Source organism: Stenotrophomonas sp. AG209 (assembly GCF_003550055.1).
In the GTDB taxonomy this organism is placed as follows: domain Bacteria; phylum Pseudomonadota; class Gammaproteobacteria; order Xanthomonadales; family Xanthomonadaceae; genus Stenotrophomonas.
The window spans coordinates 589,600-603,159 of record NZ_QXDB01000001.1 but is presented as its reverse complement, the minus strand read 5'-3'; the positions used below and the strand labels follow the sequence as shown (position 1 = coordinate 603,159).

Here is a 13,560-nt window from a genome sequence, read left to right as displayed (position 1 = left end):
CAAAAGCGCCGGCCGGCGAACCAGCCGCCAGCGCTTTCATCAACTCAGCTCAACCAGTCCTTACAGGCGCCATCCACCTGGTCACCGCACGCCTGCTGCATCCGCTGCTGCAGCCGTGCCAGCGTCTCCGCACCCTGGTGCTTGCTGCTCCACGCCTTCAACTGCCCGGCCAGGCGCTCGAAGCGCTGGCGGGTGCGCTGGTGATAGCCCGAAGGCTGTGCTTCCAGTTCGGCGATCAGCGAGGCGGTAGCCTGCTCGATGCGCGGCGCATCGTCCGGCGCCAGCCTGAGCAGGCCCTCCACGTACAGCACGCCCCACTGCACGCGCGTCGCGGGGCCCTGCGCACCATCGTAGGCGCGCTTCAGCCACTCCAGCGCCCCGGCGGTGTCGCCACGCTGCTCGGCCAGTTCGGCCAGCTCGGGCATGTAGTAGTACGGCTGCTCGCTGCGCTTCAGTTCGGCCAGTAGCAGGGCCTCGGCACCGGCGTCGTCACCGACCTCGCGCAATGCGTACACCGCGCTGCTGATCGTGGCCTGGCGTGCATGCGCATCGGTGGCGGCGGCATCGGCCGCGGCCACGCGCTGCTTGACCCGCTCCACGAGTGCTGCGGGCAACGCGCCCTTCGGTTGCTGCTGGCGGGCCAGCGAAACGTCGGTCAGCGCGCGCGACAACGCATCGTCGGCGCGGTCGCCGCGTTCGGCATCTGCCCGCTCCAGTGCAACCAGCAGCTGCTGCCCCAGCGTGTTGGACGTGGCCGGGCCCGCGCTGGCCCGCTTTACGAGCTTGGCGCCGGCATAGCCCAGCAGCTCGCGGTTGCGACGCACCTCTGCAGGTTGCGCCAGCACGGCCTGCAGCAGCTCGCGCACTTCGGTGGGCGAGGCATCGGGCTTTTCGGCTGTAGCCAGGGCCAGCAGCGCGAAACGGCGCTGCAGGGCGGCGTCGGGTGCGGCCTTGGACAGCTGGCGCAGCACGTCCTGGCTGTTTCGCTCGCCGGCCAGGCGGTTGGCGTCGACCTCCCAGCCGTAGTCGCCAAGCACCTGCCAGTCTTCGGCGGCCAGTCGGTCCGGCGTTGCCAACGCGGTGGCCAGGGTGGCAGCAACAGCACTGCGGCGGCCTGCGGCCACGGTCAGGGCCCGGGTCAGTTCGGCGGCGTCATTGCCACCGGCGACGCGGGTGATTTCGTTGCGTTGCGGGTCCAGCACGATCAGCGTCGGGTAGCCGCGTACGCCGAAGCGCTCGCCCCAGGCCTGCGCACCTTCCTCGTCGCCATCCAGGTAGACCGGCACGAACTTGCTGGTCAGCGCGATGAACGCCGGGTCCTTGAACAGGCCGGCCTTGAGCTGGTTGCACGGCGGGCACCAGACCGCGCCCCAGTACAGCAGCACCGGCTTGCCGCTGTCGGCGGCCTCGGCGAAGGCATCGTCGACGTCACCCTGGCGCCAGGCGATGGAGCTGGCCGGCGCGGGCGCCTCGGCGGAACTGGCGGTGGAAACCGGGGCCGGAGTGCAGGCGCTCAGCGCCGAAGCCAGCAGCAACACGGAAAGCGCGACGCGCATCGGCAGCATCTCGAAGGGCGGGGTGACAGGCCATTGTAGGAACGGCCGGCGCAGGTGCTGATTCAGTTTGCTTATATCGGACACGCTGCAGGGAATGTGGGCCGGAGGTCAATGCGGACCAGGGGCTGCCCCTGCCGAAGGCGGCGCCGCCCGCACCATCTGCTGGTACACCAACCCGTTGAACTCGCCGACTTCGCCATCCAGCACGAAGCCATAGCGCAGGTAGGTCGGCACCGCATTGAGCGAGGCACGCACGGTCAGCATCGGTTCGCGCACCTGCGGCAGCACCGCCTCGAACAACGCATGGCCGATGCCCTGGCCCTGGCAGGCGGGATCGACGAACAGCATCGCCAGGTGCCGGCCCTCCTTCAGCTCGACCACGCCGACCACGCGCGCATCCTGCTCGGCCACCAGGATGTGGTTGTCACCCTGCAGGCGCGCAGCGAACGCATCGGCTGCAGCGACACTGCCGAAGGTGGCGATGCCGGCCGCGCCGAGCGACGGTGCCACTGCCTCGTTGAACGCGGCCAGGCACACCGCACTGATCGCAGGCAGGTCATCGACATGAGCGGGGCGGATCTTCGGCATGCAGCGTTCTTCCTGTGGTGTGTGGCGTGTCATCGTCGCCGGGTACCTGCACGCTAAGCTGGTGGCATGAGTGAATTCAATCCCGCCTACGCATCGTTGTTTCCGCAACAGGGACTGAGCCTGGGCCTGATGACGCCCGTTGCGGCGCACGGGCTGGCCGATCCGCGCGAGGCGCGGCGCATCGCACGGCTGGCCGACGATCTTGGCTTCGCCGCGTTGTGGACGCGCGACGTGCCGCTGATGGTCCCACAGGGACCAGACGCGACAGCGAGTGCACTGGACGATCCGTTCCTGTGGCTGGGCATGCTGGCGGCCGCGACCGGGCGCATCGTGGTCGGCAGCGCAGCGATCGTGCTGCCGTTGCGCCAGCCGTTGCAGGTGGCGAAGTCGGCACTGAGCCTGGACCGGATCAGTGATGGGCGCTTCGTGCTGGGCCTGGGTTCGGGTGACCGCCCAGAGGAGTTCGCCGCGTTCGGCGAGGACCTGGAGGGCAGGGCGGCGACCTTCCGTGAGCGTTGGTCGTTGCTGCGCGCGGCGCTGTCCCCCGATACGAACGAACGGGCGACCGTGCTGGAGGCGACCGGCGGCTTCGATGTGCTGCCCGCGCCGGCCACGCGCATCCCGATGCTGGTGGTGGGCACGGCACGGCAGAGCCTGCAGTGGATCGCGCGCGAAGCCGAGGGCTGGGCCACCTATCACCGCGAGGAAGCTGCGCAGGAGGGACGGATCGGCCTGTGGCAGCAGGCGCTGGTGCAGCGTGGTGGTCCAGGCAAGCCGTTCGTGCAGTCGATGTTGCTGGACCTGCAGGCCGATCCGCAGGCGCCGGCCGAGCCACTGCCGCTGGGCCTGAAGGTCGGCCGCGATGGCCTGCGTGACTACCTGCTGCGCGTACATGCGCAGGGCGTGGCGCATGTGATGTTCAATCTGGTCGACAACGGGCGGCCGATGGATGCAGTGCTGCGCGAGATCGGCGAGCAGGTTCTGCCGCATATGCTCCGGTAGGTGTCCACCTTGGTGGACACGCTCCTGCCGTTGCGCTCGCTGAACTGCTGATGCTCTCCTTCAGCTGCCGAGGCAGAAGCAGTCGAGCATGGCTCGACTCTACAGAGTGTGCGCATCTGCGTATCATTCGCATTTGATATCCCGATGCCGGAGCCCCGCGTGACCCAACGTTCCCCCATGCACCCGACCGGACGCCTGTTCGCGGCGGTCGCTTTCATCGAGGCCGTGACCTGGGCCGGCCTGCTCATCGGCATGTGGATGAAGTACGGCCCCATGGCGAACGTGGCGCTGGTGAAGCTGTTCGGGCCCCTGCACGGTGTGGCCTTCCTGGTCTACGTGGCGGTCACCCTGTTCGCGGCGGTACGCCTGCGTTGGCCGTGGTGGGCCAGTGCCCTGGCCCGGCTGGCGGCCATCCCGCCGCTGGTGACGCTGCCGCTGGAATGGTGGTTCAAGCGTCGTGGCCTGCTGGGCCTGCGCGCCGTGCGCTGAAGTCGCTGTTGCGTGCCCGTTCAAGAGAATGGGTATCAAATGCAAATACGAGCCGTTATCATTTGAGGCTGGCGTCCGGTCCTGAACAGGGCTGGTGCCAGGCAGGGCGCAGGTGCGCCCGGCGATCCCTCCCCGTTACGGCTGGTGTTCCATGCATGCACGTCCCGTCGTTCCCGGCTTGCCGGCGCTGGTGTTGGTCGCCCTGATCGGCACCATGGCGATGATGTCCTTCGTCGCCGTGATCGGCCCGGTGGTCCGCATGCTCGGTCTGTCCGAGTGGCACGCTGGACTGTCGGTGACCGCTGCGGGCGTGCTGTGGATGCTGGCGGCCCGTCCATGGGGTCAGCTCAGCGACCGCATCGGCCGCAAGCGCGTGCTGATGCTGGCGATGAGCGCGTACACCGTGGTCTACATCGCGCTGGCGGTGTTCATCGACGTCGCCCTGCAGGCGGTGCCGCCGGTACTGGTATCGGTGCTGGTGCTGGTCGGTGCGCGTGGCCTGATCGGCCTGTTCTATGCGGCGGTGCCGCCTACCGCTGCCGCGCTGATTGCCGACAAGGCGCCGACCGGGCAGCGCGCCCGCTTCCTCGCCCGTCTGGGCAGTGCCAACGCGCTGGGCATGGTGCTGGGTCCGGCCGCTGCCGGCTGGCTGGCCTATACCAATCTTTCGCTGGCGCTGTACGTGGCCGCGTTGCTGCCGTTGCTGGCACTGGCATTGCTGGCCTGGCGGCTGCCAGCGACGCCGCCGGTGCTGGGTGCTTCCGCGCAGCGCCGCGCGCCGATGAGCCGTCTCGACCCGCGCCTGCGCCTGCCGCAGCTCGCGGCGTTCATCGCAATGGTCTCGGTGACCATCGCGCAGGTGACGGTGGGCTTTTTCGCGATTGATCGCCTTGGCCTGGATGCGGCCGCCGGTGCACGCATGGCCGGCATCGCGCTGACCGCGGTCGGTGTCGGCCTGATCCTGGCGCAGGCGCTGGTAATGAAGCTGGACGTGCATCCTCACCGCTGGATCATCCTCGGCGCCTTGATTTCCGGCATCGGCTTTGCCTCGGTGGCGGGCGTGCAGCAGGCCTGGCAGTTGCCGGCGGCGTACGCGCTGGCCGCGTTCGGCATGGGCTTCGTGTTCCCCTCGTTCCAGGCGCTGGCCGCCGACGCGGTGGAAGCGCACGAGCAGGGTGCCGCCGCTGGCACCGTCGCGGCTGCGCAGGGCCTGGGCATGGTGGCCGGGCCGATGCTGGGCACGCTGTTGTATCGCGGCGGGCCCAGCCTGCCATACCTGCTGGTCGGCGCGCTGCTGCTGTTGCTGTGCGCGCTGGCGGCTGCGCATCGGATGAAGGAGACCCCATGAACGATTCCCTGATGCAGGGCGCGTGGCCGGAGGCTGCGCCGGCGCCGCTGGAAAACACTGACGACGCGTCGCTGTTCCTGCTGCAGCATGCCGGCCAGCACGTGCACGCACGTGGTTGCCGGGCCGCGCTGCCGAATGGCGCGCTGGCAACCCTGGCTGAGCGGGTTGCGGCGTTCTTTGCCCAGCAGCGTGGCGGCCCGGGGCTGCTGGTCGGTGCAGTGCCGTTCGAGCCGCGTGCCGACGATGCGCTGTACCAGCCCGAGCGCCTGTTGCCGGCCCTGCCGCTGCAGCCGCAGGCGGCACCGGCGCTGCAGGGCGGGCTGCAGGCGGAGCCCGCAGCGCAGGACTATGCCGCTGCGGTTGCCGCGGCAGTGAAGGCGCTGCGCGCGCCCGACCAGGACCTGCACAAGGTGGTGCTGGCGCGCAGCCTGTTGGCACGCACCCGCGAGGCGTTGTCTCCGGACGTGCTGCTGGCACGCCTGGGCGCGGATCCCTCGGTGGCGACCTATGCGGTGCCGCTGCCGGTCGAGCTGGGGCAGGCACCGGCCTGGCTGGTCGGCGCAACGCCGGAACTGCTGCTGCGCAAGCGCGGTGCGGAGCTGCTGTCGCATCCGCTGGCCGGGTCCGCGCGGCGCAGCGCCGATGCCGCCGAGGACGAGCGTGCCGCGCAGGCATTGCTGGCTTCAACCAAGGACCATGACGAGCACCGCCATGTGGTCGAGGCCATCGTCGAGGGCCTGGCACCGTATTGCAGCCACGTCGATGCACAGCCGCGTCCAGCGCTGCATGCCACCGCCAGCATGTGGCATCTGGGCACCCGCATCCATGCCACCCTGAAGGATCCGCAGACATCGGCGGCCGAGCTGCTGGCGCAGTTGCATCCCACGCCGGCGGTCTGCGGTACGCCGCGGCTGGCGGCACTGCAGCGCATCCGAGAGCTGGAGCCGGTGCCGCGTGGCTTCTATGCCGGCGCAGTCGGCTGGCTGGATGCGCAAGGGGATGGCGACTGGTACGTGGCGATCCGCTGCGCACGCCTGCAGGGTACGCAACTGCGCCTGTACGCCGGCGCCGGCATCGTCGCCGAGTCGCAGCCCGAGGCCGAGGTGGCCGAGACCGCAGCGAAGTTCGCTGCCCTGTTGAACGCGCTGGGTGTCCATGAATCCGCGCCTGCCATCGAGCCTGCCGCATGAACACGCCTACTGTTTCTTACCGCCTGCCACTGCAGCAGGTATGGCCCGATGCACTGATGGCGCGCTATCGCGAGGCGGGCCACTGGCGCGGTGAGACCTTCCCGGCGTTCCTGCGTGAGCGTGCGGAACGCTACGCGGATGACATCGCGGTGGTCGCTGGTGACGTGCGCCTGAGCTATGCGCAGCTGTGGCACGAAGCCGGTCGCATCGGTGCCGGACTGTTGGCACTCGGCCTGCAACCGGGCGAACGCGTGCTGGTGCAGCTGGGCAACACCGCCGGGTTCATCGCCACGGTCTGCGGGCTGTTCCGCGCCGGACTGGTGCCGGTGTACGCGCTGCCTGCGCACCGCATCACCGAGCTGGTGCACTTCGCCAACAAGGCCGAGGCCAGTGCCTACATCACGACCGACCTGCACGATGGCTTTGATCATCGCGGGCTGGCGCGGGCGCTGGAGGCCGAAGTGCCGGCTGTGCGCCATGTGGTGATCGACGGCGATGCGGCGGAGTTCATCGCACTGGAGGCGCTGCAGGGAGACCGCAGACAGCTGCCGGCCGACCCGGACCCGCAGTCGGTGGCGTTCCTGCAGATTTCCGGAGGCAGCACCGGGCTGTCCAAGCTGATTCCGCGCACCCACGACGACTACATCTATTCGTTCCGTGCCAGCAATGACCTCTGCGGCATCGACCGCGACAGCGTCTACCTGGTCGCGCTGCCGGCCGCGCACAATTTTCCGATGAGTTCGCCCGGCTTCTTCGGCGCGCTGTATGCCGGTGCGCGCGTGGTGCTCAGCCCTGGCCCGGGTCCGGATGCGGCGTTCCCGCTGATCGCCCGCGAAAAAGTGACCTGCTGTGGCCTGGTGCCGCCGCTGGCGTTGCTGTGGGCACAGGCCGCGGCTACGAGCAAGCATGACCTGTCCAGCCTGCAGGTACTGCAGGTAGGCGGCGCCAAACTGGTGCCGGAAGCCGCGCGGCGCGTGATCGACGGCCTGGGCTGCACCTTGCAGCAGGTGTTCGGCATGGCCGAGGGCCTGGTCAACTACACGCGCCTGGATGATCCGGAGGAACTGATCGTGGCCTGCCAGGGCCGGCCGATCAGTCCGGATGACGAAGTGCGGGTGGTCGACGACCATGATCAGCCGGTGGCCGAAGGCGAAGTGGGGCATCTGCTCACCCGTGGCCCGTACACCATCCGTGGCTACCACAACGATGCGGTGGCCAATGCACGTTCGTTCACCGACGACGGCTTTTACCGCACCGGCGACCGCGTACAGCAGCTGCCCGGTGGCTACCTGGTGGTGCAGGGCCGCGCGGGCGACCACATCAACCGGGCCGGTGAGAAGATTTCCGCCGAGGAGATCGAAGACCATCTGTTGGCCCACCCGGGCGTGTTCGACGCCGCCGTGGTCTCCATTCCCGACGAGTATCTCGGTGAGCGCAGCTGCGCGTTCGTGATCCAGCACGGTGAGCCGATCAAGGCGCCGGCACTGAAAGCCTGGATGCGTACGCGCGGCCTGGCCGCCTTCAAAGTGCCGGACCAGGTCGTGTTCGTCGACAGTTTCGATACCACCGCGGTCGGCAAGATCAGCCGCCGCGAACTGCGCGCGCAGCTGCGCGCGCGTCATCTGCAACAGACAGGAGGAACGCGCTGATGGCGCTGCCCCGTATCACCGATTACCCCTTGCCGACCGTCGCCGAACTGCCGCAGGCCCGTGGCCCGTGGCGCCCACAGCGCGGTCGAATTGCGCTGCTGGTGCATGACATGCAGCGCTACTTCCTGGCCGCCTTCGACGCCGGCAGCACGCCACTGCGGCCGGCGGTGGACAATATCGTGCGCCTGCTGGCGCATTGCCGCGCGCACGGCATTCCGGTGTTCTACACCGCCCAGCATGGCGACCAGGATCGCCGTGACCGTGGCCTGCAGGCCGACCTGTGGGGGCCGGGAATGCGTCGCAGCGCCGACCATGAACCGATCATCGAGGCGCTGGCACCGCAGCCGGGCGAGCACGTGCTGGTGAAGCACCGCTACAGCGCATTCCAGCGCAGCAACCTGGAAACGCTGATGCGGGTGCGTGGGCGCGACCAATTGCTGGTGACCGGCGTTTACGCCCATATCGGCTGCACCGCGACCGTGGTCGAGGCGTTCCAGCGTGATGTCGAGGCCTTCATCGCCGCCGATGCGGTGGCGGACTTCTCGCGCGCCGACCACGATCAGGCGCTGCACTGGATCGCGCGCACCTCCGGTGTGCCGATGACCACCGATCAGCTGCTGGAGGTGCTGTGATGGCTGCCACGGGTGAGATGCTGGATCTGGAGCGGATGCGTGCCGACGTGGCGCGCGTTCTGGAATGTACGCCGGCCGAGATCGGTGACGACGACAACCTGATCGATCTGGACCTGGATTCGATGCGCATGCTTGGCCTGGTCCTGGCCTGGGGCAACACCGGCCTGCCGCTGGAGTTCTCGCAGCTGGCCGAACACACCACGCTGCGCCAGTGGTGGGGTGTGGTGCAGACGCTGCAGGCCGCGCAGAACGCATGAACGCCGCCGCGCTGGCCACGCCGGTGGCACTGACCGAGGCCCAGGCCGGACTGTGGTTCGCACAGCGGCTGGCACCGGACAATCCGTCGTTCAATACCGCACATGCGGTGTGGATCGACGGTCCGCTGGATGTGGCCGCGTTCGTCGCCGCGGCGGACCAGGCTGCGGATGAGGCCCAGGCCTTGGCACTGCGCTTTGCCGAGGGGGCCGACGGCCAGCCTCTGCAGTGGCATGACCCGGCGCATGTGCCGCGGCTTTCGGTGCGTGATGTTTCTGCCGAGGCGGATCCCGCCGCTGCGGCCCGCAGCCTGATGCAGGCCGACCGCCTCAGCGCGGTCGATCCGACCCGCGACCGGATCAGCCAGCAGGTGTTGTTCGATCTGGGCGGACAGCGCTGGGTCTGGTACCTGCGCGTGCATCATCTGGCGGCCGACGGGTATGGCATGGCGCTCTTCGCTGATCGGGTGTGCGCGTTGCATGCCGGCCGCATGAGTGAGCCATTGCCAGGACTGTCCGGTGTGCTCGCGGATGATGCCGCCTACCGTGCCGATCCGCGCCGTACGCAGGCCGGCCACTGGTGGCGCGAGTACATGCAGGGCGCACCGGCAGGCGTAGGCCTGGCGGGTACCGTGGCGGCCAGCGACGATGCGCTGCGCTGGGTGCAGCCGCTGGATGCGGGGTTCCGGGAGCAGCTGCTGCAGGCCTCGGTGCGCTGGTTGCAGCCGTGGCCGGATGTACTGGCCGCGCTCGCCGCCGAGTATCTGCGACGGATGAGCGCTGCCGATGAAGTGGTGCTGGGCGTGCCTTACATGGGGCGGCTCGGCAATGCGTCGGCGCGGGTGCCGGCGATGGTGATGAATGTGTTGCCGCTGCGCGTGGCGGCTGGCGAGGGCAGCGTCGAGGCCTTTACCCGTGGGCTGGGCCGGCAGCTCAGCCAGGGTCGCAAGCACGGCCGCTACCGCGGAGAGCAGCTGCGTCGTGATCTCGGTCTGGTCGGCACGCAGCAGCGGCTGCATGGTCCGCTGGTGAATGTGCAGCCGTTCTACAAGCCGCTGGCCCTGCCCGGCGTGCAAGCGGCGCTGCAGGTGCTGTGCACCGGGCCGGTGGATGACCTGACGCTGGGTTTCCGTGGCGATGGCCAGGCGCTGCTGGATCTGGAGATCGAGGCCAATCCCGCGCTGTACAGTCGCGAGGATGTCGAGGCGCACGCGGCGCGGCTGTTGCATTTCGTGTCGGCGGCGCTGCAGGCTGACGATATCGCAGCCGTGCCCCTGGCGACGCCCGAGGAGGCGCAGCAGGTGCTGCAGGAATTCAATGCCACCGCGCACGCGCTGCCGGAGACGACCCTGGTCGAGCTGCTGCAACAGGGCATGGACCGCGATCCACACGCACCCGCGCTGGTGTTCGGAGACGCTGCGTTGGATTACGCAACGCTGGAAGCGCGTAGCTTCGCACTCGCCGCGCAGCTGCGCGCGATGGGTGTCGGCCCGGGCAGTGTGGTGGCAGTGGCATTGCCGCGCTCGCTGGAACTGGTGATCGGGCTGGTGGCGGTGCTGCGCGCGGGCGCCGCCTACCTGCCGCTGGATCTGGCGCATCCTGACGAACGCCTTGCCCGCATCCTGGCCTCGGCGCAACCGGCCTGCGTGCTGGCAGCGGCGGACGTGCAGCCGCGACTGGCCGGGGTGCCGGTGCTTGCCCCTGAGCAATGGACCGCGTTGAGTTTCGCAGCGCCGTGGGCCGATCCGGCGCCCAGCGATGCAGCCTATGTGATCTATACCTCCGGCTCGACCGGCGAGCCGAAGGGCGTGGTCATCGAGCACCGTGCCATCGTCAATCGCCTGCTGTGGATGCGCGAGCACTACGGTATGCGCGCAGATGACCGCGTGCTGCAGAAGACCCCGGCGACCTTCGATGTCTCGGTCTGGGAATTCTTCCTGCCCCTGTTGTGCGGGTCTACGCTGGTGGTCGCCGCGCCGGATGCGCATCGCGATCCGACCGAGCTGGCGCGGCTGATCCGCGATCATGGCATCACCACGGCGCACTTCGTGCCCTCGATGCTCGACGCCTTCCTCGCCGCGCCGGCTTCCGAAGGCCTCCAGCTGCGCCGCGTATTCACCAGTGGCGAGGCGCTGGACGCATCGCTGCGCGACCGCTTCCATGCGCGCGTGCACGCCGAACTGCACAACCTGTACGGCCCGACCGAAGCCGCGGTGGACGTCAGCTACTGGCCGGCCTCGGCCCAGGACCATTCGCGGCCAGTGCCGATCGGGTTCCCGGTGTGGAATACCCGCTTGTATGTGCTGGACGCGCGGATGCAGCCGGTGCCGGTCGGTGTGGCCGGCGACCTGTACCTGGGCGGCGTGCAGCTGGCACGTGGCTACCTCGGCCGCGATGATCTGACCGCCGAGCGCTTCCTGGCCGATCCCTTCCTGCCGGGCGAGCGGATCTACCGCACCGGCGACGTGGCGCGCTGGCGCCCCGATGGTGCGGTCGAATACCTCGGCCGCAGCGACCACCAGGTGAAACTGCGCGGCCTGCGCATCGAGCTCGGCGAGATCGAGGCTGCACTGCGCGAGCTGCCGGGCATGGAGCGCGTGGAAGTGCTGCTGCGCCAGGACATGCCGGGCGATGCGCGGCTGGTGGCCTATGTGCCAGCGGCGCTTGCCGATGCCGTGATGCTGCGCAGCCACCTGGCCACCCGCGTGCCGGACTACATGGTGCCCTCGGCGTTCGTCGGTGTGGATCACTGGCCGGTGACCGTCAACGGTAAACTCGACCGCAATGCCTTGCCGAAGCCGCCGCAGAACGAGGTTGCCGGGCTGGCGCCGCGCACGCCGCTGGAGCAGGAACTGGCCGTGCTGTTCGCCCAGGCGCTGGGCCGCGATGCGCCCGTGGCGGTGGATACGGACTTCTTCAGCCTCGGCGGCGACTCGCTGTCCGCGGTGCACCTGCTGCTCGCGATCGAGCAGCGCTGGCGCTGCGACCTTGGCCTGGGCGCTTTGTTCGCGCAGCCGACCGTGGCCGCGTTGGCGACGCGCATTGCCGAGCCGCCGGCGCTGGCCGACCACGCGTTGGGGCCGGTGATCTCGTTGGCTGCGACTGATGCTGACGGGCCCACTCCGTTGTTCGTGCTGCACCCGGCCGGTGGCATCGCCTGGAACTACCGCAGCCTGGCGCGCGCCCTGCAGCCGGTACGCCCGGTGTACGGCCTGCAGTCGCCCGCGCTGGATCCGAAGCAGCCGTTGCCGTCCAGCATCGAAGCCATGGCCAATGACTACGTGCAGCGGGTGGTTGCGCTGCAGCCGAAGGGACCGGTGCATCTGCTGGGCTGGTCGGTGGGCGGCATCCTCGCCCAGGCGATGGCCGTGCGCCTGCATGAAATCGGGCGTGAAGTCGGCGAACTGGTGCTGCTGGACGCCTATCCCAGCGAATGCTGGCGGGCCGAACCTGAGCCCGATGCCATCGCCGCATTGCGCGCACTGCTGGCGATTGCCGGCCATGACCCGGATGCGCATCCGGAGCTGGACAGCCGCGAACACATTCTTGGTTTTCTGCGCCGTGGCGGCAGTGCGCTCGGCAGCCTGCCGGACGTGGTGCTCGATGGCGTGGTGCGCGCGGTGACTGGCACCAACCGGCTGATCCGCGAACACATCCACCGTCCGTTCGACGGCACGCTGGTGCATGTCCGTGCTGGCCGGGACCATCAGGCGCGGGCACAGTTGCAGTCGGCGCTGTGGCGCGAGCACGCACGCAAGGTGCAGGCGCTGGAACTGCCGTTCCTGCATGCCGAGCTGACCGGGCGCGATGCGGTGGCGCAGCTGGCACCGTGGCTGTCGGCGCGCCTGCGCCACTGGGATGAGCAACAGGAGATCGCAACATGCAGTTGACCGGCTTTGAAGGTCGCGTGGCACTGGTGACCGGCGCCGCCGGCGGCATCGGCGAGGCACTGGTACGGCTGTTGGCCGAGGCCGGCTGCACGGTGGTGGCGACCGACCGCGAGGCGCCCGCGGTAGTGGATGCACGTGTGCAGGCGTTTGCGCTCGATGTGACCGACAGCGTAGCGGTGGACGCACTGGTGGATTGTGTAGAAGCCAGCATTGGGCCGATCGGTCTCGCCGCAAGCGTGGCCGGGGTCCTGCACGTGGGCGAGGTGACCGGGACTACCGATGCCGATTGGCGCCGAGTGTTCGCAGTCAATGCCGATGGCGTGTTCCATGTCGGGCGTGCGCTGGCGCGGATGATGTCACCGCGAGGCCAGGGCGCGATCGTCACCGTCAGTTCGAATGCCGCCGGCGTGCCGCGGCACGGCATGGCCGCCTATGCCGCGTCCAAGGCCGCCGCCACGATGTTCACCCGCTGCCTCGGGCTGGAGCTTGCGCCGCTCGGCATCCGCTGCAACATCGTCGCCCCGGGTTCAACGTTGACCCTGATGCAGACCGGCATGTGGCAGGACGAACATGGCGCAGAGAGGGTGATCGCCGGGAGCCTGGAGACGTACAAGGCCGGCATCCCGCTGCGCAAGCTGGCCACCCCGGAAGACATTGCCCATTCGGTGATGTTCCTGCTCTCCGAGCAGGCTGGGCACGTGGCGATGAGCGACCTGTACGTGGACGGCGGCGCCACCCTGCGCGGCTGAGTCCTGTCGATACCGGCCGGCAACCCATGGCCCCGGTAGTGCCGGCCGCTGGCCGGCAATCCAATTTCCCTGGTAGTGCCGGCCGCTGGCCGGCAATCCAATTTCCCTGGTAGTGCCGGCCGCTGGCCGGCAACCTCATTCAACTTCAGACAACTCCGAACACCCCTCGAGGCATGGCCTGACGTTCAACGCGCAACGATCGCTCCACCATGG

Annotated in this window: 11 protein-coding genes; 9 read left to right on the top strand and 2 right to left on the bottom strand. The window is 69.0% G+C overall.

Annotated elements, in window-relative coordinates:
• Positions 1 to 44: 44 nt before the first annotated feature.
• A complete protein-coding gene (locus DFO63_RS02805) occupies positions 45 to 1,565 on the bottom strand; it encodes a thioredoxin family protein (RefSeq protein WP_101765624.1) in 1,521 nt (506 codons plus the stop codon).
• 99 nt (positions 1,566 to 1,664) lie between these two features.
• The gene (locus DFO63_RS02800) at positions 1,665 to 2,144 is read right to left on the bottom strand and encodes a GNAT family N-acetyltransferase (protein WP_101765623.1); all 480 of its coding nucleotides are present in this window, start codon (positions 2,142 to 2,144) and stop codon (positions 1,665 to 1,667) included.
• Positions 2,145 to 2,210: 66 nt separating this feature from the next.
• Between DFO63_RS02800 and DFO63_RS02795 the strand changes: the two genes are divergently transcribed.
• The 9 genes from DFO63_RS02795 (at position 2,211) to DFO63_RS02755 (ending at position 13,347) form a co-directional block, all read left to right on the top strand.
• The gene (locus DFO63_RS02795; RefSeq protein ID WP_119006397.1) at positions 2,211 to 3,146 is read left to right on the top strand and encodes a TIGR03571 family LLM class oxidoreductase; all 936 of its coding nucleotides are present in this window, start codon (positions 2,211 to 2,213) and stop codon (positions 3,144 to 3,146) included.
• A gap of 177 nt (positions 3,147 to 3,323) precedes the next feature.
• The gene (locus DFO63_RS02790; RefSeq protein ID WP_119006396.1) at positions 3,324 to 3,635 is read left to right on the top strand and encodes a DUF3817 domain-containing protein; all 312 of its coding nucleotides are present in this window, start codon (positions 3,324 to 3,326) and stop codon (positions 3,633 to 3,635) included.
• Positions 3,636 to 3,786: 151 nt separating this feature from the next.
• Positions 3,787 to 4,983: an MFS transporter gene (locus DFO63_RS02785; protein ID WP_119006395.1), complete on the top strand. Its 1,197-nt coding sequence runs from the start codon at positions 3,787 to 3,789 to the stop codon at positions 4,981 to 4,983.
• Complete coding sequence (locus DFO63_RS02780) at positions 4,980 to 6,173, top strand: isochorismate synthase (protein ID WP_119006394.1); 1,194 nt, start codon at positions 4,980 to 4,982, stop codon at positions 6,171 to 6,173. Before DFO63_RS02785 ends, DFO63_RS02780 begins: the two co-directional genes overlap by 4 nt.
• Positions 6,170 to 7,822, top strand: coding sequence for an AMP-binding protein (locus DFO63_RS02775; RefSeq protein WP_119006393.1), 1,653 nt, complete (start codon positions 6,170 to 6,172; stop codon positions 7,820 to 7,822). The genes DFO63_RS02780 and DFO63_RS02775 overlap by 4 nt, the downstream gene beginning before the upstream one ends.
• Positions 7,822 to 8,454: an isochorismatase family protein gene (locus DFO63_RS02770; protein WP_119006392.1), complete on the top strand. Its 633-nt coding sequence runs from the start codon at positions 7,822 to 7,824 to the stop codon at positions 8,452 to 8,454. Before DFO63_RS02775 ends, DFO63_RS02770 begins: the two co-directional genes overlap by 1 nt.
• Positions 8,454 to 8,711: a phosphopantetheine-binding protein gene (locus tag DFO63_RS02765; RefSeq protein WP_119006391.1), complete on the top strand. Its 258-nt coding sequence runs from the start codon at positions 8,454 to 8,456 to the stop codon at positions 8,709 to 8,711. The genes DFO63_RS02770 and DFO63_RS02765 overlap by 1 nt, the downstream gene beginning before the upstream one ends.
• A complete protein-coding gene (locus DFO63_RS02760; RefSeq protein WP_119006390.1) occupies positions 8,708 to 12,598 on the top strand; it encodes an enterobactin synthase subunit F in 3,891 nt (1,296 codons plus the stop codon). The genes DFO63_RS02765 and DFO63_RS02760 overlap by 4 nt, the downstream gene beginning before the upstream one ends.
• Positions 12,589 to 13,347, top strand: coding sequence for a 2,3-dihydro-2,3-dihydroxybenzoate dehydrogenase (locus DFO63_RS02755; protein WP_119006389.1), 759 nt, complete (start codon positions 12,589 to 12,591; stop codon positions 13,345 to 13,347). The genes DFO63_RS02760 and DFO63_RS02755 overlap by 10 nt, the downstream gene beginning before the upstream one ends.
• The last annotated feature ends 213 nt before the right edge of the window (positions 13,348 to 13,560 follow it).

Excerpts from the sequence above, each read along its gene's own strand:
- DFO63_RS02795 (WP_119006397.1), top strand. The coding sequence starts at position 2,211 with ATGAGTGAATTCAATCCCGCCTACGCATCGTTGTTTCCGCAACAGGGA.
- DFO63_RS02760 (WP_119006390.1), top strand. The coding sequence starts at position 8,708 with ATGAACGCCGCCGCGCTGGCCACGCCGGTGGCACTGACCGAGGCCCAG.
- DFO63_RS02790 (WP_119006396.1), top strand. The coding sequence starts at position 3,324 with ATGCACCCGACCGGACGCCTGTTCGCGGCGGTCGCTTTCATCGAGGCC.
- DFO63_RS02765 (WP_119006391.1), top strand. The coding sequence starts at position 8,454 with ATGGCTGCCACGGGTGAGATGCTGGATCTGGAGCGGATGCGTGCCGAC.
- DFO63_RS02785 (WP_119006395.1), top strand. The coding sequence starts at position 3,787 with ATGCATGCACGTCCCGTCGTTCCCGGCTTGCCGGCGCTGGTGTTGGTC.
- DFO63_RS02800 (WP_101765623.1), bottom strand. The coding sequence starts at position 2,144 with ATGCCGAAGATCCGCCCCGCTCATGTCGATGACCTGCCTGCGATCAGT.
- DFO63_RS02805 (WP_101765624.1), bottom strand. The coding sequence starts at position 1,565 with ATGCTGCCGATGCGCGTCGCGCTTTCCGTGTTGCTGCTGGCTTCGGCG.
- DFO63_RS02755 (WP_119006389.1), top strand. The coding sequence starts at position 12,589 with ATGCAGTTGACCGGCTTTGAAGGTCGCGTGGCACTGGTGACCGGCGCC.
- DFO63_RS02770 (WP_119006392.1), top strand. The coding sequence starts at position 7,822 with ATGGCGCTGCCCCGTATCACCGATTACCCCTTGCCGACCGTCGCCGAA.
- DFO63_RS02780 (WP_119006394.1), top strand. The coding sequence starts at position 4,980 with ATGAACGATTCCCTGATGCAGGGCGCGTGGCCGGAGGCTGCGCCGGCG.
- DFO63_RS02775 (WP_119006393.1), top strand. The coding sequence starts at position 6,170 with ATGAACACGCCTACTGTTTCTTACCGCCTGCCACTGCAGCAGGTATGG.